The organism is Flavobacterium sp. XGLA_31 (assembly GCF_051547105.1).
GTDB lineage: Bacteria > Bacteroidota > Bacteroidia > Flavobacteriales > Flavobacteriaceae > Flavobacterium.
Window position 1 is genome coordinate 122,882 of sequence record NZ_JBPTTM010000004.1, and the last position, 22,177, is coordinate 145,058.

The 22,177-nt window shown below is 38.2% G+C and carries 18 protein-coding genes and 1 tRNA gene; 3 read left to right on the top strand and 16 right to left on the bottom strand.

Annotation, left to right across the window (positions count from 1 at the left end; genetic code table 11):
* Window positions 1–42: 42 nt before the first annotated feature.
* The 11 genes from ACSVH6_RS09355 to idi all read right to left on the bottom strand — a co-directional run bounded on the left by ACSVH6_RS09355 (window position 43) and on the right by idi (window position 9,325).
* Window positions 43–1,212 carry a molybdopterin molybdotransferase MoeA gene (locus tag ACSVH6_RS09355; RefSeq protein WP_438077788.1) on the bottom strand — a complete coding sequence of 390 codons (1,170 nt, stop codon included), beginning with the start codon at window positions 1,210–1,212 and terminating at the stop codon, window positions 43–45.
* Window positions 1,209–2,120 (bottom strand): XdhC family protein, encoded by a 912-nt coding sequence (locus ACSVH6_RS09360; RefSeq protein ID WP_438077789.1) that lies wholly within the window; start codon window positions 2,118–2,120, stop codon window positions 1,209–1,211. Before ACSVH6_RS09360 ends, ACSVH6_RS09355 begins: the two co-directional genes overlap by 4 nt.
* 21 nt (window positions 2,121–2,141) lie before the next feature.
* Window positions 2,142–4,391, bottom strand: a complete 2,250-nt coding sequence (locus ACSVH6_RS09365) for a xanthine dehydrogenase molybdopterin binding subunit (protein WP_438077791.1) — start codon at window positions 4,389–4,391, stop codon at window positions 2,142–2,144.
* Window positions 4,388–5,785 carry an FAD binding domain-containing protein gene (locus ACSVH6_RS09370; RefSeq protein ID WP_438077793.1) on the bottom strand — a complete coding sequence of 466 codons (1,398 nt, stop codon included), beginning with the start codon at window positions 5,783–5,785 and terminating at the stop codon, window positions 4,388–4,390. The genes ACSVH6_RS09365 and ACSVH6_RS09370 overlap by 4 nt, the downstream gene beginning before the upstream one ends.
* Window positions 5,786–5,797: 12 nt before the next feature.
* Window positions 5,798–6,250, bottom strand: a complete 453-nt coding sequence (locus ACSVH6_RS09375) for a nucleoside deaminase (protein ID WP_438077795.1) — start codon at window positions 6,248–6,250, stop codon at window positions 5,798–5,800.
* A 193-nt stretch (window positions 6,251–6,443) separates the two neighbouring features.
* Window positions 6,444–6,517, bottom strand: a tRNA-Thr gene (locus ACSVH6_RS09380).
* A 78-nt stretch (window positions 6,518–6,595) separates the two neighbouring features.
* Window positions 6,596–6,862 carry a hypothetical protein gene (locus tag ACSVH6_RS09385; protein ID WP_438077797.1) on the bottom strand — a complete coding sequence of 89 codons (267 nt, stop codon included), beginning with the start codon at window positions 6,860–6,862 and terminating at the stop codon, window positions 6,596–6,598.
* 88 nt (window positions 6,863–6,950) lie between these two features.
* Window positions 6,951–7,913 (bottom strand): type I phosphomannose isomerase catalytic subunit, encoded by a 963-nt coding sequence (locus ACSVH6_RS09390; RefSeq protein ID WP_438077799.1) that lies wholly within the window; start codon window positions 7,911–7,913, stop codon window positions 6,951–6,953.
* A gap of 19 nt (window positions 7,914–7,932) precedes the next feature.
* Entirely contained in the window at window positions 7,933–8,385 is a 453-nt protein-coding gene (locus ACSVH6_RS09395) for a peroxiredoxin (protein WP_438077801.1), read from the bottom strand.
* Window positions 8,385–8,795, bottom strand: coding sequence for a 6-pyruvoyl trahydropterin synthase family protein (locus ACSVH6_RS09400; RefSeq protein ID WP_438077803.1), 411 nt, complete (start codon window positions 8,793–8,795; stop codon window positions 8,385–8,387). Before ACSVH6_RS09400 ends, ACSVH6_RS09395 begins: the two co-directional genes overlap by 1 nt.
* 2 nt (window positions 8,796–8,797) lie before the next feature.
* Window positions 8,798–9,325 (bottom strand): isopentenyl-diphosphate Delta-isomerase, encoded by a 528-nt coding sequence (idi, locus tag ACSVH6_RS09405; protein WP_438077805.1) that lies wholly within the window; start codon window positions 9,323–9,325, stop codon window positions 8,798–8,800.
* A 209-nt stretch (window positions 9,326–9,534) separates the two neighbouring features.
* Here idi and ACSVH6_RS09410 point away from each other — a divergent pair, with 209 nt between their 5' ends.
* Window positions 9,535–10,596, top strand: coding sequence for a bifunctional methionine sulfoxide reductase B/A protein (locus ACSVH6_RS09410; protein WP_438078017.1), 1,062 nt, complete (start codon window positions 9,535–9,537; stop codon window positions 10,594–10,596).
* Window positions 10,597–10,638: 42 nt separating this feature from the next.
* Here the strand turns inward: ACSVH6_RS09410 and ACSVH6_RS09415 are convergent, their stop codons facing one another.
* From ACSVH6_RS09415 to ACSVH6_RS09435, 5 genes are all read right to left on the bottom strand, one after another.
* Window positions 10,639–12,936, bottom strand: coding sequence for a TonB-dependent receptor plug domain-containing protein (locus tag ACSVH6_RS09415; protein WP_438077807.1), 2,298 nt, complete (start codon window positions 12,934–12,936; stop codon window positions 10,639–10,641).
* Complete coding sequence (locus ACSVH6_RS09420; RefSeq protein WP_438077809.1) at window positions 12,933–13,838, bottom strand: FecR family protein; 906 nt, start codon at window positions 13,836–13,838, stop codon at window positions 12,933–12,935. The genes ACSVH6_RS09415 and ACSVH6_RS09420 overlap by 4 nt, the downstream gene beginning before the upstream one ends.
* A gap of 10 nt (window positions 13,839–13,848) precedes the next feature.
* The gene (locus tag ACSVH6_RS09425) at window positions 13,849–14,376 is read right to left on the bottom strand and encodes an RNA polymerase sigma factor (protein WP_438077811.1); all 528 of its coding nucleotides are present in this window, start codon (window positions 14,374–14,376) and stop codon (window positions 13,849–13,851) included.
* 81 nt (window positions 14,377–14,457) lie between these two features.
* Entirely contained in the window at window positions 14,458–15,627 is a 1,170-nt protein-coding gene (locus ACSVH6_RS09430; RefSeq protein ID WP_438077813.1) for a hypothetical protein, read from the bottom strand.
* An 83-nt stretch (window positions 15,628–15,710) separates the two neighbouring features.
* Entirely contained in the window at window positions 15,711–17,273 is a 1,563-nt protein-coding gene (locus ACSVH6_RS09435; protein WP_438077815.1) for an FAD-dependent protein, read from the bottom strand.
* Between the two features lie 74 nt (window positions 17,274–17,347).
* On the opposite strand from ACSVH6_RS09435, the gene ACSVH6_RS09440 reads away from it, so the two are divergent.
* A complete protein-coding gene (locus ACSVH6_RS09440; protein ID WP_438077816.1) occupies window positions 17,348–17,587 on the top strand; it encodes a hypothetical protein in 240 nt (79 codons plus the stop codon).
* A 174-nt stretch (window positions 17,588–17,761) separates the two neighbouring features.
* On the top strand, window positions 17,762–22,147 hold the full coding sequence (locus ACSVH6_RS09445; protein ID WP_438077818.1) for a T9SS type A sorting domain-containing protein: 4,386 nt from the start codon (window positions 17,762–17,764) through the stop codon (window positions 22,145–22,147).
* The last annotated feature ends 30 nt before the right edge of the window (window positions 22,148–22,177 follow it).

Consider the following 22,177-nt stretch of genomic DNA (forward strand, 5'->3'; position numbering starts at 1 on the left):
ATTTTTTATTTAGTAAAACAAAGGTAATGAGTATTTTAATGGCTAAACAGGGTAAAAAACAACTTTATCACCCTTCAACTTTTGATAATTTCCATTGGGTAAATACACCAAAGCATTCGCTATAGCAAAAGAATTAAGCATTGAAGAATCCTGATACGGAAGGATAGTCACTTCTTCTTCTGTTACTACTGCTTTTAAAAACTGATCTCGGGAATTGTTTACATTGTAATCATGAGCTAAAAGCGAAGTGTTTTTGGATTCATAGAAAACTGTCATTCCTGACAAGCGCTGCAAAGTTGGCAACACGTAAACATAAAAACAGGTTAAACTCGCCGCTGGATTACCGGGCAAGGCAAAAATTAATTTTCTGTCTTTCTTTCCAACTAATAACGGTTTTCCGGGTTTTTGATTCACTTTATAAAACAGTGTTTCTACTTGCAAACTTTCTAATGCTTTGCTCACAAAATCATAATCCCCAACAGAAATCCCGCCCGAAACCATAACCACATCATTTTCGTCCAATGCTTTCTCCAAAATCGTTTTTGTCCCTTCAAAATCGTCATTAACTTCATACCGTTTTACCTCATTGTAATGAGTACTATACAAAGCCGTTTGCAGCATGACTGCATTGCTCTCGTAGACTTTTCCGTTAGGTAACGGTTGACCGGGTTGCACTAATTCATTTCCGGTAACAACAATGGCTAATGTTGGCTTTTGATATACTTTAACTTTGGTAAAACCCAATCCGGCTAAGAAACCGATAGCGGCTGCATTGAGAAATGTTCCTTTGGTCAATACTTCATCATCTTGTTTGATTTGAGAGCCTAACGGTCTGACGTTGGTCTGAGCTGCTATTTGTTCTTCAAGTTGTAATTGATTACCAATTACCGCAACTTTTTCAATTTGAATTACCGCTTGTGCTGAATCAGGAACCGCAGCTCCGGTAAATATTTTAACCGCTTGACCGGGTTGAAGCTCCGGTTGATTTTCATCACCGGCTTTTACTTCCCCTATAATTTCATATTCTAAAGCATCATGAAGACAAAGTGCAAATCCATCCATATTCGATTGCCGAAACGGTGGCATGTTTATTGGAGAATATAGATTTTCAGCCAAAATATGATTGCGAGATTCCAACAAAAAAACTTCCTTTTCTTTAAGAAAAAAAGTGATTTGATTTAAAATCGAAAAGGCTTCGTTTACGGAAATCATCGATCTTGGTTTCTGATTTTTATAAGTTGGGCCGCTACACTAACAGCAATTTCATAGGTCGTTTCGCTTTTGATGTCAATGCCAATTGGCGCATATACTTTAGCAATTTGATTTTTATCAAATCCGTCAGCTTCGAGGTTTTTGAATAGCGTTTCAATCTTTGCCGCGCTGCCCAGCATCCCTATGTATTTGAAATTTTTCCCCAATAAACGTCGAATAATAATATCATCGGTTCGGTAACCGAAGGACATAATTACAACATAAACGTTATCGCCTTCGGGGATGTGATTTTCTATAGATTCAAATTCGATTACGGCTTTGGATTTAACAAAATGATTCGCTTCCATCGTATTCAGATTTTCCCGATGATCCAGCAAATGAATTTCAAAATCCAATTTGGACAGTATTTCGCTTAACGCCAAACCCACGTGACCTCCGCCAACAATGTATACCTTTTGAATCAAAGAATTAGTTTCTGAAAACAACCATTCACTCGCTTCAGGCTGGTGTGTTTCTATACCGAAATTCGAATAATTAATAGTAACAACTTCATCAGAAAGTACCTCATCTAACAAAGAAAAATAATTGGAATCAACATCATAAAAAGCAATCGTTTGCTGACCGGAACAAATCATCCCCGACTGGTCTTTGGGTGCCGATTTATCGTGAATCTGACGTTTTATGAAAGGTTCAAAATGCGGTTTATCCAAAAGACTTTCGGCAAACTCTACCAATTTGTGCTCCATGATGCCGCCACCAATCGTGCCGTACATTTGCTGTTTGGACACCAACATTTTAAAGCCTTTTCTTCCGGGGCTGCTGCCTACATTGGCAATGACCACCATCAGGATCAGTCTTTTTTCTTGCTGAAGTACTTGCTGAACTTTTTTATAGAAATCAATCACCATAATCCTTAAATTATTGGTGGTTTATGACTTCTTGTATAAGTCCATCAACACTTTCTCGGGCGTGTACGGTGCATTTACAGCTAAATCGGCATCAGGATTAAAAGCTTTCACAGCATTGCGAATGGCAAAATAAGCTCCGATTCCATACATCAATGGTGGTTCACCCACAGCTTTTGATTTTTTAATAGCGAGTTCATGGCCTTCAGTTTCGAGGTGTTGAATGTTAATCACTTTTGGGACCGAATAAATATCAGGAACTTTGTAAGTCGATAATGCATTCGAAACCAATCGTCCTTGTTCGTTATATATGATTTCTTCCAAAGTCATCCAACCCATTCCCTGTACCAAGCCACCTTCTATCTGACCGTTGTCAATCGTTGGGTTCATACTTTTTCCGAAATCGTGCACAATATTCACGCTGTCAAAATCATAAGTTCCTTTCAAACAATCGACCGTAACTTCATGAATGGCCGTACCGTACACGTGATATGCAAACGGATGACCTTTCTCTTTGGTTTTATCGTAATGAATGGTTGGCGTGGCATAATGAGCGTTTTCGCTCAAAGCCACACGCTGGGTAAACGCTCTGGTGATTAATTCATTCCAAGTGATTTCAGTTTTTACCTCATTGGCATAAACCATCTCCTCTTTCAATTCAATAATTTGGTCGGTATACTCTTTTTGAGCTACAGCTTTCAATCGTTCCAACAAAGCGTTACAGGCCATTTGCAATGCCTTCCCATTCAGGTCTGCTCCCGCACTGGCAGCCGTTGGTGACGTATTGGCCACACGCAACGTATTAGTCGATTCAATTCGGACTTTTGAAGGTTTGATGCCAAATGTTTCCACCACGATTTGCAGCATTTTGGTATTCACCCCTTGTCCCATTTCAACGGCACCGGTGCTAACCACCACACTTCCGTCATGATAAATATGTACCAAAGCACGAGCGTGGTTCATCATGGTATTGGTAAACGAAATCCCGAAACAAATCGGTTGAATCGCTAAGCCTTTTTTGAATCGTGTATTATTGGCATTGAACTCCTCAACTCGTTTCTTCTGACTTTCGTAATCGTAGCTTTTCATGCAGGTTTCCCAAGCATTTTGTGCTTCTACTTGTTGCAAAACTTGTCCATACGACAACTCATCGCCATCTTGTACCAAATTTGCCTTCTGAATTACAGCCGGACTTACTCCCAACGATTCAGCAGCTTTCACAATTGCCGCTTCAATGGCAAATTTTCCTTGAGGACCACCAAAACCTCTGAACGCTGTGTTAGGTGGCAAATTAGTTTTACAACTGTAGGCTTTAGCAATTACATTTGGAATAAAATACGCATTCGTGGAATGAAATAGGGTTCGTTCCATAACGGCCGGCGATAAATCGGCGGCGGCTCCTGCGTTTTGATAATGAGTTACTTCGTAAGCGATGATTTTCAAATCCTTATTCAAACCAATTTTAAAATCGGCCGAATACGGATGGCGCTTTCCTGTCATGCGCATATCGTCCATGCGGTGCATCGACATTTTTACCGGTTTGTGTAAATGCTGCGCTGCCAAAGCTACCATAACAGCCCAAGGAGTTGCTTGATCTTCTTTCCCACCAAAACCGCCACCTAAACGAACGGTATCAATTTCAATCTTATGCATCGGAATTCCCAATACTTGAGCAACCATACGTTGCACAGCCGTTGGCCCTTGTGTAGAAGAAGAAACAATGATGCTTCCGTCTTCTTTGGGACGAGCATAAGCACCTTGAGTTTCTATATATAAATGTTCTTGCCCGTTGACATCACTTCTGCCTTCAAAAATGTAATCGCATTGCGACCAGGCAGAAGCTGTATCACCCAACTTGAATTGTCGGGGAGGCATAATTAACTGATTTTGTTTCTGGGCTTCCCTCGGATCGGTAATAACCTGCAATTCATCATAAACTACTTTTATCCGTTTTGCCGCTACACGACAATGGTGTTCGGTAGTACCTACAATGATGGCAATGACCTGTCCGCGGAAATGCACTTCACCATCGGCCAATAAAGGCTCGTCAGGAAAAATACCTCCGATTTGATTTTGACCCGGAATATCTTTCGCCGTCAAAATGGTCACTATGCCTTTGGTTTTTAGTGCCGATTCTAAATCGATACTTTTTATTTTGGCATGAGCTACCGTAGCATCAAACGGCAATGCGTAAAGCGTTCCGTGAATTTCCTGAATATCATCCAGATAAATGGATTTTCCTTTTACGTGGTTATGAGCATCTATATTAATCATAATAAGTCATCGATTTTTATAGTTTCAGGAAATAGCGCAATGAAATGGGCAAAGAACAATTGACGCGCCAAAAGTCTTTTATACTCTTCAGTGCCTCGGGCATCACTTATTGGAGCCAGCTCAGTTTGCAACAGTTGTTCTGCTTCTTTTAGAGTAGCAGCGGTCAGTTCTTTTCCGATTAAAAAAGCACTGGTTTCAGTCAAATATTTCGGAATCGGCCCAACGCCTCCCATAGAAACATCAGCATCAATAATGGCAGTTCCATTAGTAGAAACAGTTATAGCAGTATTCACGCTGGCAATATCTAAATATTGGCGTTTGCATACTTTTTCGAAATGGAATTTACTTGAAGTGGGTACTTCAAATGCAATCTCAGAAATGATTTCGTCCGCTTTTTTATCTAAGGTTTTGTATCCCAAATAAAAATCTTTCAGCATAACTTTTCGACTGGCATTTTCTTTATTGGTCAATATCAATTGAGCTTTCATGGCTAAAAGAATAATCGTGAAATCTCCAATAGGCGAACCATTAGCAATATTTCCGGCAATGGTAGCAATATTTCGAATTGGTGTAGACGAAAGTAATTTTAGATAATTATACCAATTAGGAATAGCATTTAATAGCGCTTCATTTGCTATTAAATCCGAGACTGTTACCGAAGATTTCAATATACACTGATTCCCTTCGAATGTAATTCCGTTCAATTCTTTTTTATCGAACAGATAGTCCATATCCATATCGTGCAATTCGTCGTGTTTCTGAACGTACAAATCGGTTCCACCACCAATAGGGATCTGACCGGTGAATGAGTATTCAGATTGGAATTCTTTTAATCTTTCTTCAATTGTTAAAAAATAATCGGGCACAAAATTATTGGCAACCAACCAGGATAAAGGCTCTTTTTGATCTTTTTGCAGCAGTTGCTCGGTTACTTTGGCAGCCGCACGTTCTATAGTTTTGTATCCTGTACAACGGCAAATATTGCCGTCAATGGCACTGATGGCTTTTTCAACGGTTGGCTCTGAACAAGTCAACGCAAAACCACTCATCGAGTTTACAAAGCCCGGCGTACAAAATCCGCATTGCGTTCCTGAACAATCGACCATGGCTTGTTGTACCTGATTCAATTTTTCAGGCAAATTCAACCCTTCAACCGTTACAACATGCTTGCCGCATACGTTAGCTAAAGGCGTTAAACAGGAAGTCACACTGATGTATTCCGCTTTTCCTTCTTTGAGTGAACCGATTAATACGGTACAAGCTCCGCAATCACCTTCGCGACAGCCGATTTTGGTTCCGCGTAGGTTTTCGTCATACCGAATAAAATCGAGCAAAGTAGTACTGGCCGCTCTGTCGGTTTGAACCAATCGATTATTTAATATAAATTGAATCATACGCGACTGCGATTAATATTCTATTTTATTGAGGCTTTCTGACCATAATTTGAAAGCCTCCAAAGCTTCCTCACGCATCATTTGTTCGGTAGACAATTTACGGTTGTGATAAGGCAATTCTAATTCTTCGTAGATAAACTGATCGTCAAACTGAATATCGGCTGCATCATTTTTTGTATTAGCAAAGTACATCTTGTCCGGTCGTGCCCAGTAAATAGCGCCCAAACACATTGGACAGGGTTCACAGCTGGTATAAATTTCACATCCGTCTAATTGGAACGTTCCTAATTCTTTACAAGCGTTGCGGATTGCGACTACTTCTGCGTGTGCCGTAGGATCATTTGTTGAAGTTACTCCATTGGCTCCGCGGGCAATAATTTTACCGTCTTTCACGATTACTGCACCAAAAGGCCCGCCTTTTCCCGATTTTACATTTTCGATAGACAGGTTGATAGCCTCTTGCATAAATTCATTTTTTGCACACATATTATTAATCTTTATTATAATTACAACTCTTTATGGGAATATTACTTACTGCATTTCAATTTATTGCAGCTTATAAAGATACAAATTGAAATGATTTACAAGAAGGTTTTCAGAAATATTGACGCCCATAAAAACAAAAAACCACCACTGGTTAGTGATGGTTTTCGTATTGAGCCGGCAGAGGGACTCGAACCCACGACCTGCTGATTACAAATCAGCTGCTCTAGCCAACTGAGCTATGCTGGCGTCTCAATGTGAGTGCAAATATAATAGCGAAAATGAATTCTCCAAAATAATTTTGCACTTTTTTATTGTTTTTTATGCTTACAAAGCGTTGATTTTTTCAACCAATTGATTAGCAGTTTGTTCTAATTCGGCGTTGATTTGTTTGAAATGTGCTTTTTTGTTCTCCACATTCTTAGCATTCACTTTTGTAATCAAAGCATCAAAAGAAGCAATCGCCTCATCAATGATGGCATTGGTTTTGTCTGACGGTTTTCCTGAAGAAGTCATTTCATAAATATAAACTGCTTCAATAATATCTCCTAATACAAAGTTGATGTCTTTTTTTAAATTCTTAACACTTCCCATTTTTTCGTAAATTTTAAATTTAATGATCTCCCGTTCGACCTTGAGGTTTCGGGTGGCGCAAAATTACGTTAATTCTTTAGAACTTACACTACGAAATGTAAATTTCTAGTACCGAGGCCTTGCCAATCAACTGAAAGTCAGTCAAAGCAGCAGGAATCAAAATAGTATCTCCTTTTTGATATTGATATGTCTCTTCGTTGGTTTGCAGTTGAAATTCGCCATCAACGCACATAAATACTTTAAAAGAATCTTTGCTTTTATTCATTACAACAGCTCCGTTTAGCGGAATAATATTGGTTGTAAAGTATTGACAATGTACTATTTCGTTAGACACATTTTCTTTTTTCAAGTATTCTTTTTGCGCTTTTACCGTATCATAATTGATGGCTTCTAAAGCCAAATCAAGATGCAATTCGCGTGTATTACCATTGGCATCTCTGCGGTCAAAATCATAAATACGATAGGTTACATCTGAAGTTTGCTGAATTTCGGCAATGACAATTCCGGCACCAATAGCATGAATTGTTCCGGTATCCAAAAAGAAAACATCACCTTGTTTCACTTTTTTAGTATCCAGTATATCCAATAAAGTCTTGTCATTTACGTGTTGTAAAAATGCCTCCGGTGAAGATTTTTCTTTAAACCCAACGATCAATCGGGCATTGTCATCAGCTTGCATAACGTACCACATTTCGGTTTTCCCGAAAGAATCATGTCTTTTTTTGGCCAAAACATCATTCGGATGTAACTGTATAGACAAATCATCCCGGGCATCCAGATATTTGAATAGTAACGGAAACTGTTTACCAAAGGCTTCATAGACTTTGGTTCCCAAAATCTCTTTCGGAAACTCAGCAATTAATTCGTCTAAATGTTTTCCTTGGAAATGACCATTTGCTATAACACTCACGTTATCTTGAACAGTGGAAATTTCCCAACTCTCACCGGTAATATCGGAAGTAATGGATTTATTCAAATAGGATTTCAACTTGGTTCCGCCCCAAATCCTCTCTTTCAATATCGGTTCAAATTGCAACGGATAAAATTTCATCTCTTTCATTTTGTCAAACTTACATGGTTTTCAGCATTTCGAGTGCTTTTTCAATATGAATTTTTCCCGAAGTGCTGTCAAAAACCATTTGGACAACGCCTTTTTTATCAACTACGTAAGTCGCTCTTCCCGGAATTAATCCCAACAAATCATTTGGAACACCAAAAGCACGTCTTATCTTCTTATCAAAATCAGAAAGCAATATAAAAGGAAGTTGGTACTTAGTCACAAATTTTATGTGTGACTGTAAGCTATCACTGCTGATGCCTATAACTTCTGCTCCCAAAGCCTTAAAATCTTCATATTGGTCACGAAAAGCACAGGCCTGCTCGGTACAAACTCGAGTATCATCCTTAGGATAAAAATAAATTACTACCGGTTTTTTCCCAATAACTGTTGTGCTTTCAAACAAATCGCCATGATTGTCAATAGCCGAAAAAACGGGAATTGTTTCTCCTACCTGCAATGCCATTATTCGCCTCTATAGGTTACAAAATTCCTTGGGGTTTCATATAATACCACCTCTAAGTCTTTATCGAGATCAATATGTTTTCTCATTTTTTGCCAAATGACTACAGCTATATTCTCAGCTGTTGGATTCAAATCAGCAAACTCAGGAACATCAAGATTTAGATTTTTATGATCAAAAGAAAGTTCTATATGTTCTTTAATCAAGTCGGAAAGAATTTTAACGTCAATTACATAACCGGTTTCCTGATCGATCTCACCGGTAACCGAAACCGTCAGTTCATAATTATGTCCGTGAAAATTGGGATTATTACAGAGTCCGAAAACGGTCTGGTTTTTTTCCATCGACCAGTCTTTGCGATACAATCGGTGGGCAGCGTTAAAATGAGCTTTTCTTGAAACAGTTACTCTCATGATTATATTTTATGGTCTTCTAGATAGTGATAAAACTCATCGAAAATGATTTTAAACCAAACGGTGTAAATCTCCGAATTTTGAAGCATATCTGTTTTCACATCTTCAATTTTCATCCATTTCCAGCTTTCCACTTCTTCTTTGTTGATACTGGGTTCTTCGTTATAATAGCCAATCATGACGTGGTCTAGTTCGTGCTCGGTCAGGCCATTGTCGAATGGTGCTTTATAAATAAAATGGAACAATTCTTTGAGTTCAGTTTTAAAACCCATTTCCTCATACAATCGACGGGTTCCGGCCTGAATATTTGTTTCACCATCCCGCTGATGACTGCAACAAGTATTCGTCCAAAGTAACGGAGAATGATATTTATGATGCGCTCGTTGCTGCAACATAATTTCATTATTACTGTTCAATACAAATACCGAGAAAGCACGATGCAACACTGCTTTTTCATGTGCTTCCAACTTATTCATCAACCCTATAGGTTCATCTTCTTCGTTGACTAAGATTACTTTTTCTTCTGTCATAGCTTTTATTAATCGTTCAAAAATACGAAAAAAAACAAGCCTCATTAATTCTGCATTTGGAACAACCGTTAAACTTTCCTTAAATAGCCGCAATTTGTAATTTAACTGACATTTCACCTCGTAGATGTGATGTAAATTTGTCAAAGATTTAAATACTTACAATTATGCAAAAATCCGTTGTAAACTTTTTATTTTTATTGCCACTGTTCATGCTGAATGCTTGTGGCCAAAATGCTAGTAAATCAGAAGCAAACTCAAAACCCGTTACTATGGAAAATGTAATTTCAAAACCCGAAAATCCTTATTACTCTAATACCGATACCCAAAAACTGGATTTGCCTGATGCGGAATGGAAAAAGGTATTATCTCCCGACTTGTATGCTGTTGCCCGACATGCCGACACGGAAAGAGCTTTTACCGGCACGATGTGGAAATCTGAAACCAAAGGAACCTACTACTGTGCGGCCTGTGGTTACAAGCTTTTCAAATCGGAACAAAAGTTTGTGAGCAGCTGTGGCTGGCCAAGTTTCTTTGAGCAGGAAAACAAAAACAGTGTAATTTTCAAACCGGATAATTCCTATGGTATGCAACGCACCGAGGCTCTGTGCGGGAGATGTGGAAGTCACTTAGGACATCTGTTTGACGATGGCCCGGCACCAACAGGAAAACGGTACTGTATGAATGCAGTCTCCTTGGATTTTGTTCCGGATGCAATTGCCGGAGACAAATCGAATCTGGACACCATCGTTATTGGTGGCGGATGTTATTGGTGTGTGGAGGCTGTATATGAACAATTAGAAGGTGTAGAAAAAGTAGTTTCCGGTTTTTCAGGAGGCACAGTAGTAAACCCGAGTTATGAAGAAGTTTGTACCGGAACCACAGGTGCTGCCGAAGTGGTGGAAATTACCTTTGACAAAACCAAAACCAATTTGGATGAAATATTCAAAGTATTCTTCACCGTTCATGACCCAACAACATTAAATCGTCAGGGTGCTGATGTGGGAACACAATACCGCTCTGTAATTTTTTATAAAAATGATGAACAGAAAAAAGCTGCGGAAAGCATCATCACTGAATTGAATTCGAGCAATGTGTACGGCAAAAAAGTTGTAACGACTTTAGAACCTTTCAAAGCCTTCTACAAAGCGAAAGACTACCATCAGAATTATTATGAAAACAATAAAGAGCAACCGTACTGCCAGTTGGTTATACAACCTAAGTTGGAAAAATTCGAGAAGGTATTTAAAGACCGATTGAAAAAGAAGCATTAATTATTACTTTCAGAACCGCTCATTTTATGAGCGGTTTTTTATTTAAAAGTTCATTCTAATAAAAACATTAGGCATGATTCCCAATGAATAGTAATTCTGAACGGTATAATTGGCAGTCATAAAATCGCCTATTACAGTATATTTTCGTTCTAACTCTTTGCTGAGAATTTGATGACGATTGTAGAGATTATAAACAGAGAAACCAACCTTATAATTCCAATCATGCTTGTCTTTAAACTGATAAAAACCCGAAATATCCAACCGATGATAATCCGGAAGCACTTCCGAATTATAGGAAATTATTTCACCTGTCTCATTAATTGAACTATAGGGTTTCCCGGTGTGCCAAAACCAACCTAAAGCCAAGTTATAGCTTTTCCATTTTTTATAGAAAGAAAAATTCAAGGCGTGTTTGCTATTGGAGTTCATTTGGAAATATTCATTCTGATTCACTCCGTCAAATTTGTGTTGTGAATCCTGAAAAGTATAGGTCATCCAGGCACGCCAGTCGGAAGCACTTTTTTGCAGCAAAACGTCTACTCCTTTAGTAAAGCCGTTACCCTGATGAATTGTGTAATCGTATTGATTTTGAAAATCAAAGGTAAAAGAAGTAATGCCCTTTATTGTTTTATAATAAGCACCGGCATCCAACAACCAAGAGTTCTTTTTGAAAATGAATCCAAGGGTACACTGATTGGCGCGTTGTATCGGATAAGAATCTTTTCCTGCTAAAACCCAAACATAGTTTTCCAAACTCAGATCGTTTGCAAAATCTTCTCTGATTTGGCTCAAAACCTGACTTTTCCCCTCATATGACAATTGTCCGATTAATGATTCCGAAAGCTGTCTTTGCACCATAATCCTAGGCTCAAAACTGTTTTTTTTCAATTGAACATAATATGCATAGCGCATTCCTACTTGTAAATTCCATTTTTGATATTCGTATTTCAGAAATGAATACCCAACTTGCGAGACGTTGTAATGATGCTTCAAATCCAATACAACACCGAGGTTTTGGTTATAGCTGTTGAACAAATGAGACACATCATTTCCTAAAAATTGGTACCCGAAATCCCATTTCAATCGATTGTTAATCCCGAAGGAATAATTGAGTTCTGTACCCGAATCAATCAAACGGTTTAATTTTTTATAGCCTTCAAAAGTAACATCCGAATGTTGCTGTCGCTTTTCATAATCAAAATCATAAGCCGAGTAAAAAATCAGCAGTTTTTGTTCGAATCGTTTGCTGAATTTTTGTTTCCAGTTGAAACTGAAACCAAAATTGGAAATGGACATGGTTTGTTTATTGAATTCCGAATCGGCACTTTTACTTTTAAAATCCAAATTATTATCAATCCATAAAGCGGTCAAAGAATATTCTGAATTCGGATTGAGTTTATAATTCAATTTTGCGGAATAATCCTGAAACTGAAATTGGTTTTGATTACTGAAATCTTTGAAATTGGTGTTCTGAAAAACTTTTTTGGCCAGTTGCTCAAACGTTGGCGACTGTAGCCATTCTGTAAATGATTTTCTACCCGAAAGCTGTAGGCCTAGTTTATTTTTAATCAAGGGAGTTTGCAGGTATAGATCAGCATTGAGTGCATTAAGTCCTGCATTGATGAAGGTCTTTTCAGAAATTTTATCAGACGTTTTAACATCAATAACGCTCGAGATACGTTCACCGAATTTGGGATTAACCGCTTGATTATAATAATTAACCGTTTGATTTACATTCGGATTAATAGCCGAAATCATACCGAATAAATGCCCCGGATGATACAACCGAATACCATCCCATAGGACTAGATTCTGATCAGGCGAGCCGCCTCTGACATGCAAACCGCTCGCCGTTTCGTTGGGACTTTTCACTCCGGGCAATTGCTGCAACGTGAGTAAAATATCGGCATCTGTCACCCCGGGAAGAGTTTGGATTATTTGGGGATAAAGCACTACTTTTTGACTGGTTTTAGTGATGCCTTTAGCTAAAAACGCTTCGACTAAAACATCATCCAAAGTGTAAATTTTGGGCGGAATTTCTTGGTATTGTTGAACAATAGAATAAAACCGATTATCAATTTTGACAATAGAAAGTGTTGTTTGCTCTGAGATTTGGTTATTAATTTCTTCCAAAGAGTACAATGCTTTAGGTAAGGTGATTTTTTTTCCTACCGCAATGCTGTCTACATACGAATATTTGACATCAAACTTCTCTTCAACTTCCGCTAAAACTTTCTGAACTGGGGTTACAGTAAAGACAAAGGATTTCCTTTCGCTCTTTTGCGACCATGAAATTTGACAAAAAACAACTACACAAAAAAACGAAATCAGGTATTTCATTTGGAAATAATAATTTTTCCCGAACTGGTTTTAGCATAATTCAAACGCAAAGGGATACAAATTGATTTCAAGGCAGTTTCCAGCTTTTTATGAGTAAAAGTTCCTGTAAACTTGACGTTTTCCAGGTTCTCCGGAAATTGAACATCTACATCATACTGATTTTTCAACTCATTGATAACATATTTTATCGGAACGTTTTTAAAAGTGGATTCACCGTAAATCCAAGAAGGTGCTTTGACCAAATTATCGGCCCAATTCTCACAATGATTGTCATAAAAGCGAACACTTTCAGTAGGAGTCAAAATAGTAAATCTGTCTTTGGATTGCACCCGAACTTTCCCTTCATAACACACCACTTCAAAATAATCTTTATAGGCAATAACATTGAACTTGGTCCCCAAGACTTTCACACTTCCCAAATCGGTTTTTACTGTAAAATCACTTCCTTTTTGGACTTCAAAGAATGCTTCGCCATCCAATGTCAAAGTTCTGTTGTATCGAAATAAGGTAGGATATGACAATTTTGATTTTGCATTTAAAGTCACTCGTGAATTATCCGGCAACAGCTCTATTTTATTGATTCCACAAGCCGTTTCTACCGTATTGGAGAAGTAAAATAACTGGAACAATCCCACCAATAAAAGTATGGCAGCCGCGACACCTGCGGAATACCAAAGCAAAAAGACATTAGACTTTTTTTCCTCTTTTTGAGCCTTTATTTTTTGTTGAATTGCACTGAAATTTTGCTCCATATTCGGAGCATTGACGGTGAAATCGTTCAAGGCCTCTTTCAGTTTTTGATAAGCTTTAAATTCTTTTTCCCCAACCAATAATTTCAGTTGTTCATCTGAAATTTTTTGGGCTAACCAATCGGACAAATACGCTTCGTTCTCATTTTTCATACTACAAATTTTAAACATTTTTCACCACTTTTCGCAACGACAGCAAGGCCAAGTGCATCCTTTTTTCTACTGCTTTTACAGACAAATCTAATGCTGTTGCGATATCGGCATAAGATTGATTATCAAACCTATTCATCAAAAAAACAATTCGCTGTTTTTCGGGCAAATCATGAATCGCTTTTTCCAATCGCTTTTTTAACTCGTTTTCTTCCATCAAAAACTCTGGAGATTCCGAATATGTTGTTTTCAACTTGGATTGTATTTCAAAATTAGCTACAACTTTATTGTGCTTAATTTGATTCAATGAAAGCCTGATGGCCGTGGTATACAAAAAGCTTCTGGCTTGTTCGGGTTTCAAAATCCCGCAATTTTCCCAAAGTTTTACAAATGCATTTTGCGCCACATCTTCGGCGCGTTCAACATCTCTGAATTTATAAATTAAAAAGTTTCGCAGCAATTTAAAGTTGGTCTCAAAAACCAATTTAAAAATAGGTTCCGAACATAAGCATGCATTATTTTGCTGGTCAGTTTGATTCATTATCATAAAATTAGTTACCACATGTTTACTTAAAACATGTGGTAACAAGAATTAAATTTAATCCAATTTTTAACCCTATCATTAATTACAATGCAAATCAATTTGTGTCTGAAATGCCGCTTGATTAGCAAAAGTAAAGACCTGATTTCCAAAAGTAACTGTTATCGGATAACTAAACGCCGGCATAGAATTCTGTACCGGGAACCAATATTGCAGACATTCCCCATCATTATTAACCGTCACCAAAGCTCCCTGATTTTGTATCTGAACCGGATAAGAAATAGTAAAACAATTGCCTAATAACTGACCAAATGTTTGTGTAGCTGTACTACAATTCACAAAATCAGCTTGTGAAAACCCATCGCAAATTGCTCTGCAAGCATTGTCATACTGTACTATTCCCGTAGCCGTTTGTACACATACCGGCAAGAAATCTGTTGGACAATTACACGGATTATTACTGTTACAATCTACAAAGTCATTAGCGGTATAACCGGCACATTCAGCCAAACAAGCGTTGTCAAACTGCACTATTCCATTGGCCGTTTGTACACAAACAGGGTTAATATCGGTTGGACAGTTACACGCATTTCCGGTACAATCATCAAAATAATCGAACAATTCGTATAAGTCGTTGGCTACTACTGTTTGATTGTTCAATGTCAATGATATTGGGAATACAATATCCAATTGATATGTACCAGCCGCCGGAGAAATCATGCTGTTCAATTGTGTGTCGCTGGTTACAGTTACAGTTTGTCCATTAGGACCAATGACTGAAATAGGATACACAATCTGATAACAATTAGGATTTACCACTAAATCATTTACCGTTTCAAATGTGGTACAAGCATCAATCAAAGCGTAAAATTCAGCTTCATTATTAATTGTAGTTATAGTATTTTCCTCCTGAACTTGGAATGGAAACACAATTCCATCAATATACAAATTATTGGTTTCATCGGTCAAAATTTCAATTAACCCATCATATGTAGCAACGGTTACAGCAGTACCGTTGTTATAGGAAAGAGTAATAGGATAAACAAAATTGAAACAAAAAGCTTGATCTAATGTGGTCTGATTTGTTTTGCCCGGAATATTATTGGCTTTTTTAATTTCATTAAGTGTGGTTCTCAGCGAAATACTCTTAGTAGCTACCACCTCATTTTCAACCGGATTATTATCCGAACAAGAATAGAATGTTGCCACAATAGCGGTTAGTAACAACAGTAAAATTTTAATTTTTTTCATCTTATTTATAATTTAGAGTTTTAAGGTTGGACAACACATAATGCTATCACCCTACTTTTTTTTACAATAAAAATGAAATATACTTATTTTGAAAGACTTTCCGCTATTTTCAATGCACACTTTTCACCGTCAATAGCTGCCGAAATAATACCGCCGGCAAATCCTGCTCCTTCACCGCACGGATACAATCCTTTAATTTGAAGATGTTCTAACGTTTCAATGTCTCTTGGAATTCTTACGGGCGATGAAGTACGGCTTTCGGGCGCATGCAAAATTGCTTCATTGGTCATGTAACCCCGCATTGATTTACCGAATTGCATGAAACCTTCGCGCATGATTTGGGTCAGAAATCCGGGGAATACTTGCCCTAATTCAACAGAAGTTGTTCCCGGTACATAGGATGTTTTCGGGATGGAAGACGAAACTTTATTTTGGGTAAAATCAACCATGCGCTGTGCCGGTACCTTTTGAGTTTGTCCTGCCAAACGCCAAGCCGTTTGTTCGATACTTTTTTGAAATTCCATACCTGCTAAGGCGCCATATTTGGCAAATGGTTTGAAATCTTCTAATTTCAATTCGACCACAATTCCCGAATTGGCTGTCGCCTGATCTCTTTTAGACGGAGACCAACCATTGGTCACCACTTCGCCCGGGCTGGTAGCACAAGGCGCAATTACACCACCGGGACACATACAAAATGAATACATTCCGCGGCCGTTTACTTGTTTCACGATGGAATAAGGTGCCGGCGGTAAATATTCTCCTCTAAAGTCACAACTGTACTGAATTTTATCAATCAATTCCTGAGGATGCTCAGCACGAACTCCCAATGCAAAAGGTTTGGCTTCGATAAAAATCTTTTTTCGGTCTAGTAATTCAAAAATATCGCGAGCGGAATGTCCGGTGGCTAAGATGAGTTTATTGGCCGCAATCGTATCCCCTTTTTGGGTTGTCACCCCTTGTATTTCATTATTCTTTATCACAAAATCGGTAACGCGGGTTTCAAACAAAACCTGTCCTCCGCATTCGATAATTTTTTCTCGGATGTCTTGAATTATTTGTGGTAATTTATTTGTCCCGATGTGCGGATGTGCTTCCACCAAAATATCGGGAGTGGCTCCAAAGGCTACTAATAACTGTAAAATTCTATCAACATCACCGCGTTTTTTCGATCGGGTGTAGAGCTTTCCATCAGAATAGGTTCCTGCTCCGCCTTCGCCAAAGCAGTAATTGGAATCTTCATTGACAATATGATCCCGATTAATCGCTTTCAAATCCCTGCGACGTCCGCGAACATCTTTTCCTCTTTCAAGAACAATTGGTTTTAACCCCAATTCTATCAATTGTAGAGCGGCAAAAAGACCTGCCGGCCCTGCTCCGACAATGATAACTTCCTGTGCATTGGAAACATTGGGATAATCCGGAAGTTCTATTTTTTGTTCGGTATATTTTTCATCAATCAAATAGACCAAAACTTTAAGATTCACCTTTATTGCTTTTTGGCGTGCGTCAATGGATCTTTTCAGAATTACAACTTTTTGAACCAATTTGGTAGAAACCCGAACTAATTGAGCCACATTCTCATAAAGTAAACTTTCGTTTGATGCTATTTCCGGGGAGACTTGTATGAGTAATTCGCGTGGCATTTGTATTGAATTTTGGCAAAAATAGTGATTTGAAAATTGTTATTGTAATTTTGCATCGCATCAACATCGTTATCATGTCTAGACAAATAAAATTAATCTGGGACTTTCGTGGTCCGGCGGCAGCAAAAACAGCAGAACATCACGAAATTCATCTAAAAGAATATATAGAAATTGAAAAACTGCCTGTAAACATTACCGGTTTTGAGATTAAAAATGACATGTATGCCATTGCTTTTATGGTGGTAACTGATGAGTACATGATTCAAGTCAGAGATGTTTTGAAACCACATCGAGGCGAACTTTACACTCCTTAAAAAAAGAAAAGCGATTACTTCTTTTTTTACCTTCAGTTGTGCAACAATGCTTATTTTACTGGGGAAAACCAGTCAAATAAGCTTCGTAAATTCTGCCATTTTGAAAGTGTGCTTTATAAAAAAAGACATACAAATAATTAGCTTTGAGTAATTATTAATCAAAATCTTTATCCAATGCTAATAAATTACATTTTTAAGAACATTCCGGGTTTTCACAATTGCCGAACCAAAGTTGGTTTAAAAGGAATACTGTCTCTAATGGTGCTTTTTATCTTTACGGATATACAATCACAAACTACATATACGTCAGTTCAATCAGGAAATTACACCGATCCATTAACTTGGGGAACTGAAACAGCTCCAACTCCTGACGATAATGTAATCATCAGTACAGGAACTACAGTATCCCTTTCAGATTGGTTGACAGTTCAAAACGTAACAATAAACGGCACTTTGGAAAGCACAGCAGCCTCTTGGGAATTCATTGTAAATGGAAATTTAACGGTGAATTCGGGTGGTTTATTTAAAGGGTATTACTTTTTTGATGCCGGTTCATTTGGTTATAATAAAGGAATACAACTTAGCATTGCAGGCAATATTATTAACAACGGGAGAATCGATTTGTCCGAAGGTTCCAGTTATAATCCGGAAGGCGTTCTGAATCTAAACGGAACTACTTTACAAACCGTAAGTGGTTTGGGAACTTTCGGCGGAACCTCTTATAACACTTCCTCTTCAAACAATGGTGCAGTAATTAATCAGCTGGTCGTAAACAACACCAGCCCGACAACGCCTAATGTTATTTGGGGATTCAACAATATTAAAATCAAAAGTGTTTTAACACTGACGAATGCCAGAGTCGACTTGGGCAGTAATAAAATGTCTGTTGGAAATTATGGTAGTGCCGCTCTTGTTTGCCCTGCCGGTAATGGTTTTTTGAGCGGTACTATCGGGCGATGGTATGACGCATATGATAATTACGACCCTATTGCTTCTGGCGCTGATTATTATAATATTAAGGCATTATTTCCTTTTATCAGTGCCAACGGGAAAAGCCGTGCGGCTTTTATCACGAGGCCAAACGACTCTACTTTTTCAGCAATATCAGGACAACTCTCTGTAAGTTATTATGATGCGTCCACTGTATCTCCCGGCTTTACAATAGCAGACGGTGCCTATACCGTTACAGATATTTATGAAGGCACCTGGGTAGTTGAAAAAGATGCGACTTATTCATTCCCCGTTGGAAACCATACTTTAGCTTTTTCTTTGGAGGATGCTTATTTAATTAAAAATGGTAACTCCCGAATTATCAAAGCTGACGGAACCACAATCGGAGTTCATCAAACAGGAACCACTACCCCTTTTGCAGAAAGAACAGATCTTTCTGATACTGATTTAGACAATATTTTTCAGGTGGGTTACAATGCCGCTTTAGACACTCCGGTAACTTCACTCCAATCAGGAAACTGGAATGATGCTGCTGTTTGGAGCAGTAATTCAGTGCCTACCTGTACAGACACTGTAACCATACTTTCCGGTCATACCATAACAGTTGATACTAACAGCAATGCTGCGGGCATTAATATTTCTGTCGGTGGTGCCTTGATTAGTAATGCTTCCAGTTTAACTGTAGGTTGTACCAATAATAATGCTACTTTTTCAAACAGAGGAACGTATGCTATTAACGGAGGTTCACTTATTGTTAATGGAAACGTATTCCATGCAAATGGCAGTTCGTTCAACCAAACCGGAGGTGATATAATAGTTGACGGAAATCATAATGGAGCTACCGCTACCAGCAGTGACCAAACACTTTTCAAAATAGGGAACTCAACATTGAATCTGACAGGAGGAAAAATAACAATTATTGATCCACCTGTGGTGAATACTACATTAGTAACAACTCACGAAGCAACAAGTGTTATTCCTTGCACCGGATTTTTTTGTTGGTATACTTCAAGTGTGCAACTGGATTCTGTTGATGGATTGGCTGTTGGACAAATTGTGGTTGGCACAGGAATTCCTGCCGGTACAACTATTGCTAATATCAATTTTGACGGAACCATTAATACTAATCCCAGTTTACCCGAAACAGGACTTAATTTGCCATTGAGTTTATCATTTTATAACACCGGTAATACCGTTTCGGCGTTTGTTTATGATTCTAATACAAATTATGCCGCCGGTTTAGGACATACTTTACAAATTGGAGATGGGATTTCTACTGAGAAGAGTACCGTAACCACAAATGGTTTCAATTGTAATTTCAGAACTGCTGACGGTGCTTTGTCTTTGGGCAATTTAACTGTTAACGCTCTAGATCCGACCAACCGATTCATGAATTTAGACAATAACAACAGTAATTTCAGCACTGTTGTAATGAATGTTCAAAACGATTTTAAAATTTTGCAGGGGAAAGTAAAAGGTAACGGCGTGGATACCTACTACGGAGGAAATGTTCTGAACAACGGAGAATTAAACGTTTACAACAGCACCTACTTAGGTAATTATATCAACGGTTCTTATGTAGAAACCACAAATCCTCAAACAATTTCAGGTAACGGAACATTTAATGCGCAAAGCGATGTAATTCTCAACAATTCCTTCAATACCGGATCTGTAAACCAACTGAAAGTAAACAACACCAGTACTTCCGGAGTCACTTTTACCATTCCTTTTAATGTAGTTAGCGGTCTTAACATGACGGCCGGTATTATTCATATGGGAACAAACATTTTGAAAATCGGAACTCCGGCTATGGCTTATACGGCTTTTATAGATGGTAATTTCGGGAGCACTTGTTATGTAGACGGGCCGATGTCTAAAGATATCGGAAGTGGCCAAAATGCAATTGACCTAACCAATGGTTCCGGTTTTGATTCTGCTTTCTTTTTCCCTGTGGGTAAAGAATCTTATGCGCCTATATGGGTGGGGGTTACGACTCCTTCCGGAGGATTTAACAGTCCGGGGACCAATTTGAAAGTAGAAGCATTCGGAACCAATTCAGGAACACCTTCCGCTAACATTGCCCATTTGAGTCAAAATCGCTGGGAAGTGTATAAAACAGATGGTACTGTTATAAACTTCAACATAAAAGTAAGTGATTCTGAAGCCGGAGAAAACAGTATTATTGTTCAGGCACCTGCTGCTGCGGGTGTGTATGATAATGACTTTGGAATTACTTCAACTTTTACAGCAGGAACACCAAACACCTTAGCATCCACAAGTGCTCCATTAGATTTTACTGCATTTAAAGGCTTTTTTTCTACCGCGAGACAAGCAGAATGTTCTATTGTTAACCCGGGGAATACAATAGCTACAAGAACCAATGTATGTAACGGACAATCAAGTACTTTGAGTTTGCAAAATGTAGTTATTGGAGAAGGAATAAGCTATCAATGGCAAAGTTCTGCCTCTGGGTTAAGTTATGATGATATTGATGGTGCCACAGCTACAAGTTGTGTGGTTACTCCTTTGGAAAACACGTATTATCGTTGTAATGTAAGTTGTTCATTCAGTTCTGCAACAGTAGCGTCAACTCCTGTTTCAATCACTTTAAACAATTCTATTGATTCTACTATACCAGCAACTATTTGTTTATTAAATACCGACACGGCTACGTTATCAGCCGCCTCAACAGCAACTGTTAAATGGTATGATGCTCCAAGCGGCGGTACAACTTTAGCTACCGGAAATACATTTATTACCCCTTCAATTTCAACGACTACAACCTATTATGTCGGCACGGAAACTACCAGCAATACTACAGCGGGCATGTCATATTCAGGAGACGGTTATCCATCCGGTGGCACCAATAAAGGTTTGTCCTTTAATCTCAATAATTCCATTATTTTAAATTCGGTTAAAGTATACCCTAATCAAAGTCCGGGCGGATCTGGTGTAGCACCTATTACGATAAGAATATTTCAAAACGGCATACCAGTTCCCGGTACTGCTGCGGTAACTTTTACACCAAACTCTTTTTCAGATTATTCGCCAAGTACTACAGCACAAACAGTTATTCTTAATTATGAATTAGCTGCAGGAGAGAATTACTCCCTTCAGGTTACCGACGGTACATCATATGACAATGCTCTGGCTTATAATAGTTTCTTCCCGAGCCCATTTCCTATGGAAAATGGTCCCGTTATGATAATCGGTGGCATTGATAATGATTATACAGATATTTACAGTTACAACTATTTCTACGATTGGGATATTACCGAAGTTTGTTCCTCAGCCAGAGTAGCCGTTACAGCAACTGTATTAACCGAAAACTGTGACCTGCATACACCAACGCTTTCTGAGTCTTTAAGTAATGTAATGGCTTACCCCAATCCGTATGAGAAAACATTTCAAATAAACTTATTGTCATATAACAATTCTGATATACATATTCAGGTGTATGATATGTTAGGAAGATTAATTGAACAAAGAGAAATCAGTTTGGAAGAACTTACTAAAACACAACTTGGTTTGGGTTATCCGACTGGCGTTTACAATGTGATCGTAAGACAAGAAAATGAAGTAAAAACACTTCGCATAATTAAGCAATAATACTACTATTCATTACTAAAAAAAATCGGC